The following is a 16019-nucleotide window of genomic DNA, read 5'->3' as shown; positions in this document are numbered from 1 at the left end:
GCTTTTTTATGGCATCTATTTATTAAGCACATAGACAATTAGCGCTATGCTCATTAATCACACCACAGGCTTGTAAGTACGAATAACAGATAGTTGATCCAAAAAAACGCATACCACGTTTTTTTAAATCTTTACTAATTCGATCCGAAAGTGGCGATGTTGCAGCATAATCGTTAATGCTATCTGGCCGCAAGATCAAAGGTTTGTTATCGACAAAACCCCAAAGATAGGCGCTAAACGATCCAAATTCGTGCTGAATCTGAATAAAAACTTGAGCATTAGTTACTGCTGCCGCTATTTTCCCCCGATGGCGAATAATCGCGGTATTGGTCACTAGCTCTTCTATTTTTGCATCATCAAATTGCGCAACCGCCTGAGGATCAAATTGCGCAAATGCATCACGATATCCTTCCCGACGTTTTAAAATCGTGTACCAGCTTAAACCCGCCTGAGCAGACTCTAGAATAATAAACTCGAACAAAACTCGATCATCATAAACAGGTTTTCCCCATTCTTCATCATGATAGCGAACGTAGTCTTCTTTTGTCGTATCCAACCAAGGACACCTTATAATCTGCTCACTTTCTGGCATAATTTCCCTATAAATTTTTAAATTCTTTATTCACTTTATGAGCTTCTGAAGTCACATACGCCTCCATTTTTCGAACTGTTGTCTCCATGTATGAAAACTCGGCACTTAAATTGCCAAGTAGCTCCGATGGCGATTCGCCTTGTTTCCATGGACGTTGCTTGAGAGTGTGTTCCTTGTGATAATTATTTACTGCCTCATCCGATGCAATACGTTTTTCCAGCATCAAGCTTAGCGCTATATACGCTAAAACAACAATAAACGCGCCACCGAGCAACGCCACTGAAATCACAATAATCCGAACTAGCCAAACTTCTAAAGAAAAGTAGTTCGCGATCCCCGCACATACACCCGAGATTTTGCCTTCAACCGGATCGCGGTAAAGCTCTTTACCTGCCATTATACTCCCTCCAGTTCGGTGCCTCATCATCAAGAATTTTTTCTAATGTTCTTATTCGTTGCTTAAGGGACTCAGCCTGTCGGGTTAACTCATGCAATTGTCCCATATCCTGTTCGTTCAGCCCTGAGTCCGCCTTGCGCTTGCTGCGATAATGTAAGATTAACCATAATGGTGCGACAAACACTATAAAGGCTAACAGTGGGAGAAATACAAAAGAAAATGTCATCATTCTTTATCACCTGCTCCTTTATTCATTTTTTGTTTCAGCTCAGCCAATTCTTTTTCAATTTCATCTTGAGCCTGAAGTTCAGCAAACTCGTCGTGTAATGAACGTTTACTATTTGATTGAGCATATAGGTCGGCTTCCGCATCCAGCTCATCAATTTTTCGCGAAAACTGATCAAATTTGGCCATTGTTTCGTCAGTTTGACTACGATAAAGATGCTTTTGTATGTTTCTACGTCCACCAGCGGCAGAGTTTCTGATTAGTAGTGCTTGTTGCTTTGCTCTCGTCTCAATAATTTTTGCTTCGAGTTTACTCACTTCACCAGTTAACTTTTCTATCGTATCCTCGACCAACGTGGCTTCATTTTTTAACTCTTTAATAATATCGAGTAACTTCTGCTTTTCGATGAGCGCTGCGCGAGCCAAATCTTCACGTTCCTTAGATAAAGCAAGCGATGCTTTGTTCGCCCAATCATCAGCTTGTTCCTCAAGACTGACAATTTTACGACTTAGCTCTTTTTTATCCGCGATTGCCTTCGCAGAGTCACTTCGAACCTCAACTAATGTATCTTCCATTTCCTGAATAATAAGCTTAATCATTTTCTCGGGATCTTCCGCTTTATCCAGTAATGCGCTGATATTTGAATTTACGATATCGGCAAATCTTGAAAAAATACCCATATTATCCTTCCTGCTCGTTTCGATGATTACCTACCTAGTTTTAATCAATGTTCGTGCCAAAATATAAAACAATAAAAATCAATTAGTTAATAAAAATCACAAAGCATGAAAATGAATAATGGTGAATAAATAACTTCTTAGTGGTATTTTTAACCAAACTGGAGGTGTCTATGAATCGTCGCAATAACCTTATTGGAGAATCACCCGCATTTCTTAATGTATTAGAAAAAGTATCTATTCTTGCCAAAGCTGAACGACCAGTTCTTATCGTTGGTGAACGAGGATCAGGGAAAGAGCTTATCGCTTCTCGGCTTCACTTTCTATCAACACGCTGGGACAAACCTTATGTGACCATGAATTGTGCTGCTATGTCTAAAGAGTTAGTCGATTCGGAATTATTTGGACACGAAGCAGGGTCGTTCACCGGTGCCAGAAGCCAGCATAGTGGTAAATTTGAACGAGCAGAAAAAGGCACATTGTTTCTAGATGAGATAGCGACTGCTCCCCTCCACGTTCAGGAGAAGCTTCTCCGAGTTGTAGAATACGGTGAATACGAACGCGTCGGTGGTAGTAAAACATTATATTCAGACGTACGCCTTATAAGCGCGACCAATGAAGATTTAACTGAGTTAATCAAACAAAACAGATTTCGAGAAGACCTCCTCGACCGACTCACATTCGATGTTATCCATGTACCTCCATTAAGGTACCGTAAAGAAGACATCATGTTATTGGCTCAACACTTTGCTATCAAAATGTGTAAAGAAATCAATCGCTCTTTCTTTGCAGGGTTCAGTAAAACGGTCGAACAGGAACTGTTGGACTACAACTGGCCTGGCAATGTAAGGCAACTAAGAAACGTAGTGGAACGCGCGGTATTTTTGAATTCGGATCCCAACCAACCTGTCACAACAATTGTACTCGAACCTCTAAAAAGTCCTTTCGTTTCGGCACAAGATAAGCCTGACGAAGCCAACAAACCACTCTATACCTTACCTATGAATCTCAAAGACTGGCTAGAATCCACGGAACAACAAATTCTCTCGCAAACATTAGCTAGCAATAACTTAAATCAAAAAGATACGGCTCACCAACTAGGACTGAGCTATCATCAATTGAGAGGGCTGGTAAGGAAATATGGGATTCCGACAAAAAACAGTTAATTAAGACGACTGCCCACACCTTTATGATTGGTAGACTATGCTAAAAGTGTTAAAGTGGCGCAAGTACAATGGGATAGTCACTTCCCTGCATTATCAGACTTCTTTAAATATGAAAATACTATCAGATGTGATGCTAGGCATTTTTAGCTTGGTCATACTTTCAGCTTGTAAAGATAACGTTGAACATAGCAAAGTTCGGGATACCGGCTTCGTCTATTGTGGTCAAGGAAGTCCCACGACTTTCAATCCTCAGTTGACCGAGAGTGGGATTGTAACTAATGCCCTAGGTCCTCAAATATACGATTCACTTCTGATACTGGATGACAATAATCAAAAGCCCAAACCTAGTATTGCTGAATCTTGGCAGGTAAGTGAAGATGGTACTCGTTATACTTTTTCGCTCAAACACAATATCGAGTTTCAGAAAACAGCGTGGTTTTCCCCATCAAGAAGTTTAAATGCTCAAGATGTCGTGTTCAGTTTTGACCGTATCATTGATGAAAATAATCCTTATCATGAAGTCGGCGGCGGCCGTTATCCTTGGTTTGACGGTATTGGATTTAACCGTCTCGTAGAATCGGTAAGAGCGCTGGATGATTACACGGTTGAATTCGTACTACGCCATCCAGACAATAGTTTTCTTTCTAACATCGCGACTTCTCACGCAGTCCTTTTATCTAAAGAGTATGCAGACCAACTTTTGTTGGCCGATGAGAAACCCCTCATCGATAAAAACCCAGTTGGTACGGGTCCTTTTTATGTTTCCGAATACCACAACAATGACTTTATTCGTTTGAAACGCAACGATTCCTATTGGAACGGTGTAGCTAAAATGTCTCAGGTTGTGTTCGATGTATCCCAAAGAGGGACAGGTACGCTAGCCAAACTTCTACTCAATGAATGTGACGTACTAAGTACACCAATCTCAAGCCAGATTCCAATAATCGAAGAAAGAGAGCACGTTAGTCTGATGTCTGCGCCTGCGATGAATGTTTCGTTTATTGCAGTAAACACTGAACATCCGGCCATTAATGATGCTCGCGTGCGCAAAGCGATTAGTTTTGCTATTAACCGCAATAAGATTCTCGATTCTGTTTACTATGGAACAGGCAGTATTGCCTATAACATTCTTCCTCCCTCCTCTTGGGCATACCAAAAAGATACTGTTCAGGTACGCTATGACAGAGGATATTCTTTAGGATTATTGCGCGATGCTGGGTTTTCTTCTGGTTTGGAGCTAACGATGCTAGTGCCCTTGAGACCATCAGCTTATAACCCGAGTCCACGAAAAACGGCGGAGCTCATACAATCAAATCTTAAAGATATTGGCATTACGTTGCATTTAATATCCGAAGAAAATGTCAGTCGCCGTGAATTAAACTCCGTCGATTTAATATTGACAGGATGGTCAGGTCAAACACCAGATCCCGACTCTTTTTTACGACCTATTCTCTCGTGCCCTGCCGTTAAAACCGGCATAAACCTGTCAAAATGGTGTAACGAAGATTTCGACTTTTTGTTAGACTTAGCGCTCGAAGTGAACCGCCCACGCTATCGTCTAAACTTATACAAGCAGGCTCAAAATATTATTAACCAACAATTCCCAGTAATTCCTCTGGCGCATGGAATGCAATTTAAAGCCTATAACAATAGCCTTAAAGGGTTTCACGTAAATCCATTTAATGTATCCCCGTTTAATACCGTCGAGAGGATCCATTAATGCTTATTTATATGCTGAGGAAGTTTAATCTCTTCATCATTACACTGCTGATTTTAACTATCGTTGGTTACAGCATTATGCGATTGGATCCACTCTCCCATTGGGCCCAGGATAATTACTGGTCTGGATGGCTTGTTTATTTAAGAGAGTTATTACAGCTTAACTTTGGGGTAAACCATCAAGGCACCCCGATACTTGATGAACTTAAAATAGTGTTTCCAGCTACACTGGAACTGTGCATTCTATCCTTCACAATTGCATTAGTTGTCGGTATTCCTCTCGGCACAATCGCTGGAATGAAGCAAGGTAAATGGATCGACACTGTCGTTTCGTTTATCGCTATGTGTGGTTACTCAGCACCTATTTATTGGATTGCGTTGATTCTGATAATGGTTCTGTCTCTAAACTATCAACTTTTCCCAGTATCCGGACGCTATGACCTTTTATATAATATCGACCATATCACGGGATTTACTCTAATCGACGTGTTCCTATCTCATAAGGATGATAGAGCTCAGGCTATTCAAAGTGTCATTCAACATATGATAATGCCTTGCGTTGTTTTAGCTTTGTCACCGACTACACAAATCATTCGTTTAATGCGGGAATCCGTGGCTGACGTCATGAGTCAAAACTATATTCGTGTTGCTAGAATTCGCGGGTTATCTCAGTACAGTATCGTACGTGAACACGTGTTGAGAAACGCGATACCGCCAATTATACCGAAGTTCGGTTTTCAGCTATCAACCATGTTTGCTCTCGCTATCATTACTGAGTCTATCTTTAACTGGCCAGGTATCGGCCGCTGGTTATTAGACGCATTAGCGAAAGAAGATTACGTTTCAATCCAGGCTGGCGTCATTGTTGTTGCTACAGTCGTACTATCAGCAAACATTATTTCCGATCTGATAGGTGCCATTATCAATCCACTGGTAAGGAAGACTTGGTATGCTCAGCAATAACGTTTATCAAGAAGATAAAATCCCTAGCCAATTTGAACGATTCTGGCGTAGTTATCGCTCGAACAGCTTGGCTATGTTTGGTTTATGGTGTCTATTAATTCTGCTGATCATTACGATTCTAGCACCGTGGATCGCGCCGCATAATGCGCAAACCCAGACAGGCAACTTACTATTACCCCCCTCTTGGGATCCATCAGGAAGCGTCGACTATTTTTTTGGTACTGACGATTTAGGAAGAGACATTTTATCGAGAGTGATTGATGGCTCGCGTCATTCTCTTGGAGCCGCAGTGCTAATCACTCTAACGTCAATGGTGGTGGGTTGCACTATCGGCATACTGGCTGGGATGACATCAGGTATTCTATCGAGCACTCTGAACCACTTACTCGATACCATCGCCTCGATTCCGTCGCTTCTACTGGGGATTATTTTTGTTGCTTTCCTTGGGCCTGGTGAGTTTCATGTACTTTACGCTATCGCGCTAGCACTGATACCTCGCTTTATCCGCTCTTTGTATACAGCTGTGCATAACGAAGTTGCGAAAGACTACATAATGGCCGCACGTTTAGATGGCGCCAGTGATATCTATCTATTGTGGAATTCAATTATACCGAATGTACTGACAGTTATCGCATCTGAGATTACTTTTGCATTATCGGCGGCGATTCTTGATATTACCGCGCTTGGTTTTCTCGGTCTCGGAGCTCAAGCGCCAAGTCCTGAATGGGGTGCCATTTTAGGTGATTCGGTAGAGCTATTGTATTTAGCACCCTGGACCGTTACCCTACCCGGGTTAACCATCATGTTTACAATTATTGTTGTGAATCTCGTTGGTGATGGAACACGTCGAGCACTAAGCGCGGGGATTGAATAATGCCGATCTTAGATATTCGCCATTTAACGATTGAAATCGATACACCTCAGGGCATTGTAAAAGCGGTCGACCGAATGAGCGTCACCATGAATGAAGGCGAAATCCGTGGATTAGTTGGTGAGTCAGGTTCGGGGAAAAGCCTTGTTGCTAAAGCACTCGTTGGTGTGTGTAAAGAGCAATGGCGCATTACTGCTGACCGTATGCGACTGGGAAATGTCGATCTGCTCCAATTAACACCACGAGAAAGACGCCGTATTATCGCACGCGATGTCGCTATGATTTTTCAGGAGCCTTCTACCTGTCTCGACCCTTCCGACAAATTAGGCAAGCAACTGATCGAAGCGATTCCTTCTCGCGCCTTTGATGGCGCCTGGTGGCAAAGATTTGCATGGCGCAAAAAGCAAGCTATTGCACTGTTGCACAAAGTGGGTATAAAAGATCACAGTCGCATCATGGACAGCTATCCCTATGAGTTAACAGACGGTGAATGTCAAAAGGTCATGATTGCGATGGCAATTGCGGCAAAACCAAAATTATTGGTTGCTGATGAACCAACAAATGACTTAGATCCGATAACCCAGTCTCAAATATTACGCTTGTTAAGTCGTATGAATCAGGTTGATAACACAACCATTCTTCTAATTGGTCACGACTTAACAACCATCACCCAATGGGCCAACCGAATTACCGTCATGTATTGTGGTCAATCGGTTGAATCTGCTGCAACGGAAGATATTATCGCAGCGCCCAAGCATCCTTACACTGTTGCCTTGTTGACCGCAATGCCAGACTTTAGTGATGCCATCCCGCATAAGCAAAAGCTGCACTCTTTACCAGGTTCGATTCCACCATTACAGCATTTACCGATCGGCTGCCGGTTGGGGCCTCGCTGTCCTTATGCCCAACGCCAGTGTGTTGAAGTGCCGCGAAGTACGATAGTCAAGCGTCACAAATATGCTTGCCATTTTCCGCTTAACGTTGAACAGAGAGAAGAAAAATGAGTATTCCATTATTGGAAGTGACTAATTTATCTAAATCGTTTTCTAGTCACTCTATCTTCTTTCAAAAGAAAACGTACGAAGCAGTAAAACCGGTCAGTTTTTCTCTCGAGGTCGGACAAACAATTGGCTTCATAGGTAAAAATGGCTCTGGAAAATCGACACTAGCAAAGATCCTTGCTGGCGTTGTCGAGCCGACGACAGGTAAAATCAAGGTCAATGGAGAAGAGTTACACCATAAAGATTATGAGACGCGCTGCAAGCTCATTCGGATGATTTTTCAGGATCCGAACACCTCTCTTAATCCTCGGATTCAAATTGGTCGAATTCTTGATGGTCCTTTAAGACGAAATACCAATATGTCTCTGGAAGACAGACAGCGTCGAGTTAAAGAAACTTTATTGAGAGTGGGACTGCTCCCAGAACATGCTTACTTCTACCCCCAAATGTTAGCAACAGGCCAAAAGCAAAGAGTCTGCTTAGCCAGGGCGCTTATTCTACAACCCTCCATTATTATTGCTGACGAAGCATTAAATGGTTTAGATATGGCAATGCGCTCACAGATAATTAACCTGATTCTTGAACTTCAGGAAGAAATGGGGGTTTCCTTCGTTTATGTTTCACAGCATATTGGCATTATTAAGCACATAACTGATAAAGTGATTGTTATGCATGAGGGCGAAGTCGTGGAATCTGGCTATACTCAAGAAGTATTGTCAAATCCTCAACATATCGTCACACAACGTATGATTGAAAGTCACTTTAATAAGTCACTGGTGTTTTAATATATTGAAGAAAATTGGTCTATTTTTATTAATCGTTTTTTCGATTGTGTATCCTATATTCTCTGACGCACTGGAAAGAAACTCCGGTTGGCGTGATCTCCCCTTTGTTGAAAATGCGTTTTCAGACGTTGTACTAGAAAGCGAGTTTAGCTCAGGCTTGACTCCTGCATTAAAATGGGAAAACCCAATCAAAGTTTGGGTTAAGCACGATGTTGGTAACGAAGAACTTCATAACCACCTTCTCTCACTTCATCTACAGCAATTGCGCAAATTGACCGGCTTATCGATCACCAAGGTTAGTAAACGATACGAAGCCAATATGCTTATCTTCTTTACGAAACAAGCGCTCTGGAAAGATATTGTTAGACGAGAGATGGGAGAAAAATCGGCAGAGAATACATACGGTTCGACCTGCATGTTTAACATTCGATCAGAACGTTCAACATCAAGAATCGTGCAAGCCGTCATTGTCATACCTGTCGATCAAGCTCGTGAACAAGGAAAATTAGTCTCTTGTATTGTTGAGGAAACCACTCAGGCTCTGGGACTAAAAAACGATTCTGACCGATCATTTCCCTCAGTGTTTAATGACCATACACCAGACATCTTTTTGACTCCGCTCGATATAACTCTGGTTAAATTATTGTATAGTCCCGAAGTAAAAGCGGGCATGAATAAGACAACATTAAAGCCAATCCTGATTAGACGATATAAAGAAATGCAGCGAAATGGTGAATTGGACGAAATTTACTCGCAATCTATTTATTCCCCTCTCAGACAATACTTAGGTATGTAAAAAAGACACGGAAGACCTAATGAACAGTGTTATTGATATCTCTTGGCTGCAACTTGCTCTGTTTAGCCTTACCCTCCTTATTCCTTTTGCTATTAGCCGCCACTTAAAGTTAAGAGTTGAGAAAGATATCTTAATATCTGTGACACGAATGGGCGTTCAGCTTGCACTTGTCGGAATCTATTTAAGCTATCTTTTTAATTTAAATAGCTTAACGGTGAACAGTCTTTGGCTGGTCATCATGATGCTTATTGGAGCATTTTCTATTATTGATAAAGCGAACCTTCCGAAGAAAAAGCTTTGGCTGCCAGTTAGTCTTGGGCTATTTTGTGGCTGTATTCCAGTCTTATTGATTTTGTGCCTTTTTATTGTCAAACCAACCCCGTTTTACAACACTCAATATATGATTCCTTTGGCAGGTATGCTTTTGGGGAATACTCTGAGCAGTAATATTATTGCATTACAAAATTTGTTTACTTCCTTTAGAGAACGTAAAGCCGAATACGAAGGTGCGCTTTCTCTGGGCGCATCTCCCGCTTACGCTAGCCAGCTTTTTGTCAAAGATGCCGTTAAGAAGGCAATAGCGCCTATTCTTGCTTCTATGACAACAATTGGCCTCGTGACTCTTCCGGGCATGATGACGGGACAAATACTTGGTGGTGCGACCCCCATCACAGCCGTTAAGTACCAGTTCATGATCATGATTGCTATCTTTGTGGTGTTAACCGTTTCATTATTAATAACAATAAAAATGGTGATACTCAGATGTATATCAAATGAAGGTCGAATATTAGTTACTTTTATCCCAGAAGAATCGCTTGACAACTAACGTTTTTAATAGCGTAAATAACGTTTAAATTAAGTATTATTTTTCAATAAGTTAAATCTATCAACTTACTATAAAACAGGTTATCCACAGATTTTGTGGATAACAATAAAAAATGGCCAGTATTTACATACTGGCCATTTTTATGCGATCTCATAATGCTACAAGTTTTCGGGACTCAATAAATCCCCTTTCGCTGCCTTTAGATATTGCAGCATCGACCAGTAGGTTAATACTGTCGCAACGTAAATTGATAAGTAACCAAGCCAAATCATCCATTCATCATAGCGCCAAACCAAGGCAAGAAGAGAGAACATCTGTGTCATTGTCTTCACTTTACCTACCCATGAAACAGCAACACTCGCACGTTTACCAATTTCAGCCATCCACTCTCTAAGCGCAGAAATAATAATTTCACGGGCAATCATGGTGACAGCGGGTATCGTAATCCAGATATTGTGGTAGTAATCAGTGATAAGAATTAATGCTGAGGCGACCAGCACTTTATCTGCGACCGGATCAATAAACGCACCAAAGCGAGAGGTTTGACCTAGCTTGCGCGCTAGCATGCCGTCTAACCAATCGGTAATGCTCGCGATACAGAACACTAATGCAGCGCCAAAAGGAGCCCAATGATAAGGAAGATAAAAAATAATGACAAAAACAGGAATTAAAAATAATCGTATTAAAGATAAAATATTGGGTATATTCAAACGCATATCACTTGCTCTTATTAGTCGCGTTGGGTTTTGAGTCTAATGTTTCAATTCCTGATAAATCGTCTCTGCGAGAGTCAGGCTAATGCCAGGAACCTTTGCAATTTCTTCTACACTTGCTCTTTTTAATTCTTGCATTCCTCCCATGAATTTTAGAAGTGCCTGACGTCGTTTCGGACCAATCCCTTCAATGTGTTCCAAAGAACTTGTCCGTCTCGCTTTACCACGTTTAGCTCTGTGGCCACTTATAGCGTGATTGTGGCTTTCATCGCGGATATGCTGAATCAAATGCAATGCTGGTGAGTCACTTTCAAGATGAAATTCATCGCCGGTAACCAAAACGAGGGTTTCAAGCCCAGGTTTTCGGGTAACGCCTTTGGCAATACCAATCAAAGTAGGTCTTTTCGGCCAATCTTGCCAGCATTGCTGGATAACGTCATAGGCACGAAACAATTGACCTTTACCACCATCAATAAAAATAACATCTGGGATTTTATCAACATCAAGCTGTTTTGAATATCGTTTTTCTAACACTTGGGCCATTGCGGCGTAATCGTCTCCGCCAGTAATTCCTTCGATGTTGTAGCGCCGATACTCCTGTTTCACTGGTCCTTCCTGATTAAATACAACGCAAGAAGCGATGGTGTTCTCACCCATCGTATGAGAGATGTCAAAACACTCCATTCGACCGATCGTTTCCATCCCCAGAGTATCACACAATTCACGTGTTCGTTGCGCAATCGTCATTCGATGATTAATTTTCGTGGTAATAGCGGTCAATGCATTAGTATTGGCAAGTTTCAAATACCGACCTTTTGTTCCGGTGGGCGATGAATGAAAATTCACTTTTCTTCCGGACAACTCGGATAATACCTCTTCTAACGCGGAGGTATCTTCAAGAAGTTCAGAGTTTAAAATAATCTTATTTGGAATCGTGCGGCTTTCGCTGTGCGCCAAATAATACTGTTTAAAGAAACTCTCAAACACTTCTTCTTTAGTCGTATTATTGGGAATCTTCGGATAGAAACTCCGGCTACCAAGAATCTTACCTTGTCGGATCATCAAAATATGGATACACGCAAGTCCATTCTCCTGAGCAAAGCCTGCCACATCGATATCGTCGCTACTGTCGTCAGATACAAACTGCTGCTCCTGTACACGACGGATAGCTTGAATTTGATCTCGATATTTAGCGGCATCTTCAAACTTAAGCTCTTGGCTTGCCTTCTCCATCTTATCGACCAATGTCGTTAATACTTGCTGATCTTTACCTTTTAAAAAGAGGCGTAAATATTGTACTAATTCAGCATATTCATCATCAGAAATAACAGAACTGACACAGGGCCCCGCACAACGACCAATCTGATACATTAAGCAAGGACGTGTTCGATTACTATAAACCGAGTCTTCACACTGTCTTACAGGAAAAATCTTTTGCACTAAGTGGAGAGTATTGCGCACAGCACCAGAGTCAGGGTAAGGCCCAAAATATTCACCCTTCTTTTTCTTAGCGCCACGATGAATGGAAACCCTAGGGTGTTTATGTCCACTAATAAAGATGTAGGGATAGGACTTATCATCTCGCAATAATACGTTGTATTTGGGTAAGTATTGCTTGATGTAGTTATGCTCTAAAATAAGAGCTTCGGTCTCTGTATGAGTAACTGTGACGTCGATCTTAGCAATATGAGTGACCAAAGCTCGAGTTTTCTCGTTATCCACATTTTTGCGGAAGTAGCTCGATAAGCGCTTTTTTAAATCTTTTGCTTTTCCGACGTAGATAACTTCGTCTCCGGTGTTATACATTCTGTACACACCGGGCTGACTCGTTACACTTTTAAGAAATGAAATATGATCGAAAGGATTAGCCACTACAACGTCTCGGTATCTAACATCCCATGCCGAATCGCTAAATGAGTTAGTTCTACATCACCGTTTATATCGAGTTTTGCAAACAATCGATATCGATAGCTGTTCACAGTTTTTGGACTAAGGTTAAGCTGTTCTGAAATATCAGTGACTTTCTGCCCCTTAGTAATCATCATCATAATTTGCAGCTCGCGCTCTGATAAATCCGCGAACGGATTGTCGGAAGCAGGAGAAATTTGACTCAAAGCCATCTGCTGAGCGATCTCGGGAGAGATGTATCTCTGTCCGCTATTCACGAATCGAATAGCATTTACCATTTCGTCTGGACCAGCCCCTTTTGTCAGGTAGCCTGCGGCACCAGCCTGCATAACCTTGGTTGGAAATGGATTTTCAGTATGCACTGTCAAAACGATGATTTTTACGTCGGGATTGTAGCGAAGAATTTTCTTCGTTGCTTCCAATCCACCAATGCCTGGCATATTCATGTCCATCAGCACAACATCAACATGATTGCTACGACACCACTTTACAGCTTGTTCACCACTATCAGCTTCCCCTGCTACTGTCATTCCACGGACGTCTTCAATAATCCGTCTAATCCCTGTACGAACCAGCTCATGATCATCTACAAGGAAAACACTAATCAAACCTGTATCTCCAAAATCAAAAAGGCTCTATACCATTGAATTAATGAGAATCGATTAAAATGGGGTGACTCTCACAAATGCGTTCCCCTGACTATGAGCCCAAACGACTTCTTTGGCAAGCAATTCTTTCGATGAACACCTTTAATACCCTACTGTTTGCACATTTCATGATAAAAATCAGCAAACTGTATAATAAGCGACCAATTAGATTCATGATCTTTATATCATTATGATATCTAATAAATGCAACAACTTGAAATGTCTGTATCAATACCCTAGGCTAACTAAGCGTCATTAAGTAGTAGCGTGCGGATCACACAACTTATAATTCAGTTTAGGGATTTAACATATGAAAAAATTACTTGCAGTGGCAGCATTGGCAGCAACCCTTCCTCTTTCACACTTTGCGATGGCAGATGATGATATTGGTTGTGGACTTGGCACCATGGTGTTTGATGGTAAGTCAGGTAAAGTATTTAAAGTACTAGGTGCGACAACAAACGGCACATCCGGTAACCAAACTTTCGGTATCACTTTCGGTACTTTGGGCTGTGATGGAACTGGTACTATCGATTCCAAACAAAAACTGGCTATGTTTATCGACGGAAACTTAGATAACCTTGCGCGCGACATGGCGAAAGGCGAAGGTGAAACTCTAGCGACACTATCTGAAGTTTGGGGCATCCAAGACGCAGATAAAGCAAGCTTTAATACAATGGCTAAGCGGAATTTCGCAAAAGTGTTCAAATCTGAAAGCGTGACTTCAAGCGAAGTCCTTAACAACCTAAATTCAGTAATCGCTCAAGATTCTGCGCTTTCTTCTTACGCTATTTAATTTAGCGTTTCGTAAAGTCAATGCCTCGCCAAGCGAGGCATTTTTAACCTAAAGACAATCCATGACGTTATCCCGAATTCTAAGTATTTCATTTCTGTGTTGTTCTTTCTTTTCTCCTTCCGCCTTCTCAGGACAACAATCACTTGATGTTCCAACGCTAAGCCATAATGCTTACTGGCTAAAATTAGGACACTACCTCAAGGGATCTATAAGTAATTACGAAAGCACCGTTGATTCTTCGACATTTTTTCTCTCTCACCAAGGAAAGCACGATCCTCAACAGGAATTAACTGCCACTATTAAAGCCTTGTATGCAGGCTCACCAGATGAAGTTCAGAAAGCACGATGTACGTTCCCAGCTCGTTATACATGGCTTGAACGAAAAATGGGACACAAAGCTCCCGAGCTCAATTGCCCTGATTTGATAAAATGGCAGAATGCCATTGAACCAGATAAATTGACGCTTGTGTTTCCGACTGCGTTTATGAATAACCCCTCTTCAATGTTCGGACATACCCTTGTTCGAATTGACGCGAAAAATCAAAACAAAAATAACGAACTCGTCGCATTTGCTATCAACTTTGCCGCGGAGCCCAATACCAGTGACAACGCAGCGCTTTACGCCCTGAAAGGGTTAGTTGGCTCCTACCCCGGTCGTTTTACGGTGATGCCCTACTATAAGAAAGTTCGGGAATACAACGATATTGAATCTCGTGATATTTGGGAATACCCTCTTAACTTTACTAATGAGGAAGTAAACCGGATTCTTCTTCACTTGTGGGAACTGGAACAAGCGGAATTTGACTACTTCTTTCTCGATGAAAACTGCTCATACCAACTTTTAGCTCTGCTCCAGCTAGGAAATCAAGACTTAGATTTAGTGAGTGATTTTCCTATTACTGCCGTGCCATCCGACACGGTTAAAACATTGGTCAAAAATGGTTTAACCAACAAGCCCGACTATCGAGCCGCGTTTGGTACTCGTCTATTGCATGAGTCTGATGTCGTTGATAAGCGAATTTATCAAGCTACGAAAAGGCTCAAAGAAGACGGAATATTCCCAACACCAGCGGAGTACACCTCATCAGAACAAGCTGCTATTTTAGAATTTGCTTACGAGTGGCTAAATTTTGAATTGTATGACCAAGGACTTGAGCGCGATTTGACAGCCAAAAGACTCACTAAAATTCTTATCGCGCGTAGCCGAGTGGATGCCTCTTCTCCTTTTCCTCCCGTAGCTAAGCCTAAAACTTCACCAGATCAGGGTCATGGTTCAGCAAGAGTAGGAATCGCTCGTAATACATTCAGTGAGAAGACGAATAATACTTCGATTGAATGGCGCCCATCGTATCACGATCTTTTTGATGCTCAGGAGGGTTTTATTCCTGGAGCACAAATTAGCTTCTTAGATACCAAGCTCAGCATCAACGATCGTGGAAATACCGCTGTTGACCATTTCTATTTTATGGATGCGATGGCACTTGCCCCAAGCAACAGAGTTTTCGATAGCTTAGCATGGGGAGTTAAACTGGGTTTTGATCGCCCTGACGCATCCAATGAAGGACGTTGGTTCTTAAATGGCGGGACTGGAAAAGCATGGGGTAGCGCGGACAGTTTACACCTTTACTGGTTAGTCGAAGCGGAAGTCAATCAAGGCGACCTTACTGAAAACGATTTCGCCTATGGACTTGGAGCTAAATCAGGCCTGCTATACTCTCTCAATGAAAAGCACCGCCTCGGTATAGAAGCGGAATGGCTATCTCTATTTAATGATAAAGCAGATAATCACTCCTCTATCGATGCGACGTGGAACTGGAGCACATCAACGAATACGGCTTTGCGGACTAAAGTCGGTTACTCTAAATGGCATGAAGAAGAGATGAGCGCCAAGGTTACGGCTTATTTCTACTACTAATCTTTGCTATCATCGGACCCT

17 protein-coding genes are annotated in these 16019 nt (G+C 41.8%); 10 read left to right on the top strand and 7 right to left on the bottom strand.

Annotated elements, in window-relative coordinates; all coding sequences use genetic code 11:
• Positions 1–22: 22 nt before the first annotated feature.
• Genes EES38_RS09235 through pspA form a run of 4 tightly spaced genes read right to left on the bottom strand, consistent with a single transcriptional unit; the run spans position 23 to position 1895 of the window.
• The gene (locus EES38_RS09235) at positions 23–592 is read right to left on the bottom strand and encodes a DNA-3-methyladenine glycosylase I (RefSeq protein ID WP_208020421.1); all 570 of its coding nucleotides are present in this window, start codon (positions 590–592) and stop codon (positions 23–25) included.
• Positions 593–599: 7 nt separating this feature from the next.
• The gene (gene pspC, locus EES38_RS09230; protein WP_439333250.1) at positions 600–1016 is read right to left on the bottom strand and encodes an envelope stress response membrane protein PspC; all 417 of its coding nucleotides are present in this window, start codon (positions 1014–1016) and stop codon (positions 600–602) included.
• Complete coding sequence (pspB, locus tag EES38_RS09225; RefSeq protein ID WP_124937196.1) at positions 979–1215, bottom strand: envelope stress response membrane protein PspB; 237 nt, start codon at positions 1213–1215, stop codon at positions 979–981. The genes pspC and pspB overlap by 38 nt, the downstream gene beginning before the upstream one ends.
• Positions 1215–1895: a phage shock protein PspA gene (gene pspA / locus EES38_RS09220; RefSeq protein ID WP_124936889.1), complete on the bottom strand. Its 681-nt coding sequence runs from the start codon at positions 1893–1895 to the stop codon at positions 1215–1217. Before pspA ends, pspB begins: the two co-directional genes overlap by 1 nt.
• A gap of 170 nt (positions 1896–2065) precedes the next feature.
• Here pspA and pspF point away from each other — a divergent pair, with 170 nt between their 5' ends.
• The 8 genes from pspF to EES38_RS09180 all read left to right on the top strand — a co-directional run bounded on the left by pspF (position 2066) and on the right by EES38_RS09180 (position 10019).
• Positions 2066–3058 (top strand): phage shock protein operon transcriptional activator, encoded by a 993-nt coding sequence (gene pspF, locus EES38_RS09215; protein ID WP_124936888.1) that lies wholly within the window; start codon positions 2066–2068, stop codon positions 3056–3058.
• 109 nt (positions 3059–3167) lie between these two features.
• Positions 3168–4778, top strand: a complete 1611-nt coding sequence (sapA, locus tag EES38_RS09210) for an ABC transporter substrate-binding protein SapA (RefSeq protein WP_124936887.1) — start codon at positions 3168–3170, stop codon at positions 4776–4778.
• Entirely contained in the window at positions 4778–5740 is a 963-nt protein-coding gene (locus EES38_RS09205) for an ABC transporter permease (protein ID WP_124936886.1), read from the top strand. The genes sapA and EES38_RS09205 overlap by 1 nt, the downstream gene beginning before the upstream one ends.
• Complete coding sequence (sapC, locus tag EES38_RS09200; RefSeq protein ID WP_124936885.1) at positions 5727–6614, top strand: putrescine export ABC transporter permease SapC; 888 nt, start codon at positions 5727–5729, stop codon at positions 6612–6614. Before EES38_RS09205 ends, sapC begins: the two co-directional genes overlap by 14 nt.
• Complete coding sequence (locus tag EES38_RS09195) at positions 6614–7615, top strand: peptide ABC transporter ATP-binding protein (RefSeq protein ID WP_124936884.1); 1002 nt, start codon at positions 6614–6616, stop codon at positions 7613–7615. The genes sapC and EES38_RS09195 overlap by 1 nt, the downstream gene beginning before the upstream one ends.
• Complete coding sequence (locus tag EES38_RS09190) at positions 7612–8397, top strand: peptide ABC transporter ATP-binding protein (protein ID WP_124936883.1); 786 nt, start codon at positions 7612–7614, stop codon at positions 8395–8397. Before EES38_RS09195 ends, EES38_RS09190 begins: the two co-directional genes overlap by 4 nt.
• 4 nt (positions 8398–8401) lie before the next feature.
• Entirely contained in the window at positions 8402–9193 is a 792-nt protein-coding gene (locus tag EES38_RS09185; protein ID WP_166434231.1) for a DUF2927 domain-containing protein, read from the top strand.
• A gap of 19 nt (positions 9194–9212) precedes the next feature.
• Positions 9213–10019: an ABC transporter permease gene (locus EES38_RS09180; protein ID WP_124936881.1), complete on the top strand. Its 807-nt coding sequence runs from the start codon at positions 9213–9215 to the stop codon at positions 10017–10019.
• Between the two features lie 158 nt (positions 10020–10177).
• On the opposite strand, the gene pgsA is transcribed toward EES38_RS09180, so the two are convergent.
• The 3 genes from pgsA to uvrY are packed head-to-tail and all read right to left on the bottom strand — an operon-like array spanning position 10178 to position 13248.
• Complete coding sequence (gene pgsA / locus EES38_RS09175; protein ID WP_124936880.1) at positions 10178–10735, bottom strand: CDP-diacylglycerol--glycerol-3-phosphate 3-phosphatidyltransferase; 558 nt, start codon at positions 10733–10735, stop codon at positions 10178–10180.
• 36 nt (positions 10736–10771) lie between these two features.
• Positions 10772–12604: an excinuclease ABC subunit UvrC gene (gene uvrC, locus EES38_RS09170; RefSeq protein WP_124936879.1), complete on the bottom strand. Its 1833-nt coding sequence runs from the start codon at positions 12602–12604 to the stop codon at positions 10772–10774.
• Positions 12604–13248: a UvrY/SirA/GacA family response regulator transcription factor gene (gene uvrY / locus EES38_RS09165; RefSeq protein WP_124936878.1), complete on the bottom strand. Its 645-nt coding sequence runs from the start codon at positions 13246–13248 to the stop codon at positions 12604–12606. Before uvrY ends, uvrC begins: the two co-directional genes overlap by 1 nt.
• Positions 13249–13597: 349 nt before the next feature.
• Here uvrY and EES38_RS09160 point away from each other — a divergent pair, with 349 nt between their 5' ends.
• Positions 13598–14083 (top strand): DUF3015 domain-containing protein, encoded by a 486-nt coding sequence (locus EES38_RS09160; RefSeq protein ID WP_124936877.1) that lies wholly within the window; start codon positions 13598–13600, stop codon positions 14081–14083.
• Positions 14084–14144: 61 nt separating this feature from the next.
• Positions 14145–15998 carry an Lnb N-terminal periplasmic domain-containing protein gene (locus EES38_RS09155; RefSeq protein ID WP_124936876.1) on the top strand — a complete coding sequence of 618 codons (1854 nt, stop codon included), beginning with the start codon at positions 14145–14147 and terminating at the stop codon, positions 15996–15998.
• The last annotated feature ends 21 nt before the right edge of the window (positions 15999–16019 follow it).

The sequence above is a fragment of the Vibrio viridaestus genome, assembly GCF_003856525.1.
Lineage (GTDB): Bacteria > Pseudomonadota > Gammaproteobacteria > Enterobacterales > Vibrionaceae > Vibrio > Vibrio viridaestus.
This window is presented reverse-complemented; position numbering and strand designations above follow the sequence as displayed.

Excerpts from the sequence above, each read along its gene's own strand:
- EES38_RS09235 (WP_208020421.1), bottom strand. The coding sequence starts at position 592 with ATGCCAGAAAGTGAGCAGATTATAAGGTGTCCTTGGTTGGATACGACA.
- pspC (WP_439333250.1), bottom strand. The coding sequence starts at position 1,016 with ATGAGGCACCGAACTGGAGGGAGTATAATGGCAGGTAAAGAGCTTTAC.
- pspB (WP_124937196.1), bottom strand. The coding sequence starts at position 1,215 with ATGACATTTTCTTTTGTATTTCTCCCACTGTTAGCCTTTATAGTGTTT.
- pspA (WP_124936889.1), bottom strand. The coding sequence starts at position 1,895 with ATGGGTATTTTTTCAAGATTTGCCGATATCGTAAATTCAAATATCAGC.
- pspF (WP_124936888.1), top strand. The coding sequence starts at position 2,066 with ATGAATCGTCGCAATAACCTTATTGGAGAATCACCCGCATTTCTTAAT.
- sapA (WP_124936887.1), top strand. The coding sequence starts at position 3,168 with ATGAAAATACTATCAGATGTGATGCTAGGCATTTTTAGCTTGGTCATA.
- EES38_RS09205 (WP_124936886.1), top strand. The coding sequence starts at position 4,778 with ATGCTTATTTATATGCTGAGGAAGTTTAATCTCTTCATCATTACACTG.
- sapC (WP_124936885.1), top strand. The coding sequence starts at position 5,727 with ATGCTCAGCAATAACGTTTATCAAGAAGATAAAATCCCTAGCCAATTT.
- EES38_RS09195 (WP_124936884.1), top strand. The coding sequence starts at position 6,614 with ATGCCGATCTTAGATATTCGCCATTTAACGATTGAAATCGATACACCT.
- EES38_RS09190 (WP_124936883.1), top strand. The coding sequence starts at position 7,612 with ATGAGTATTCCATTATTGGAAGTGACTAATTTATCTAAATCGTTTTCT.
- EES38_RS09180 (WP_124936881.1), top strand. The coding sequence starts at position 9,213 with ATGAACAGTGTTATTGATATCTCTTGGCTGCAACTTGCTCTGTTTAGC.
- pgsA (WP_124936880.1), bottom strand. The coding sequence starts at position 10,735 with ATGCGTTTGAATATACCCAATATTTTATCTTTAATACGATTATTTTTA.
- EES38_RS09160 (WP_124936877.1), top strand. The coding sequence starts at position 13,598 with ATGAAAAAATTACTTGCAGTGGCAGCATTGGCAGCAACCCTTCCTCTT.
- EES38_RS09155 (WP_124936876.1), top strand. The coding sequence starts at position 14,145 with ATGACGTTATCCCGAATTCTAAGTATTTCATTTCTGTGTTGTTCTTTC.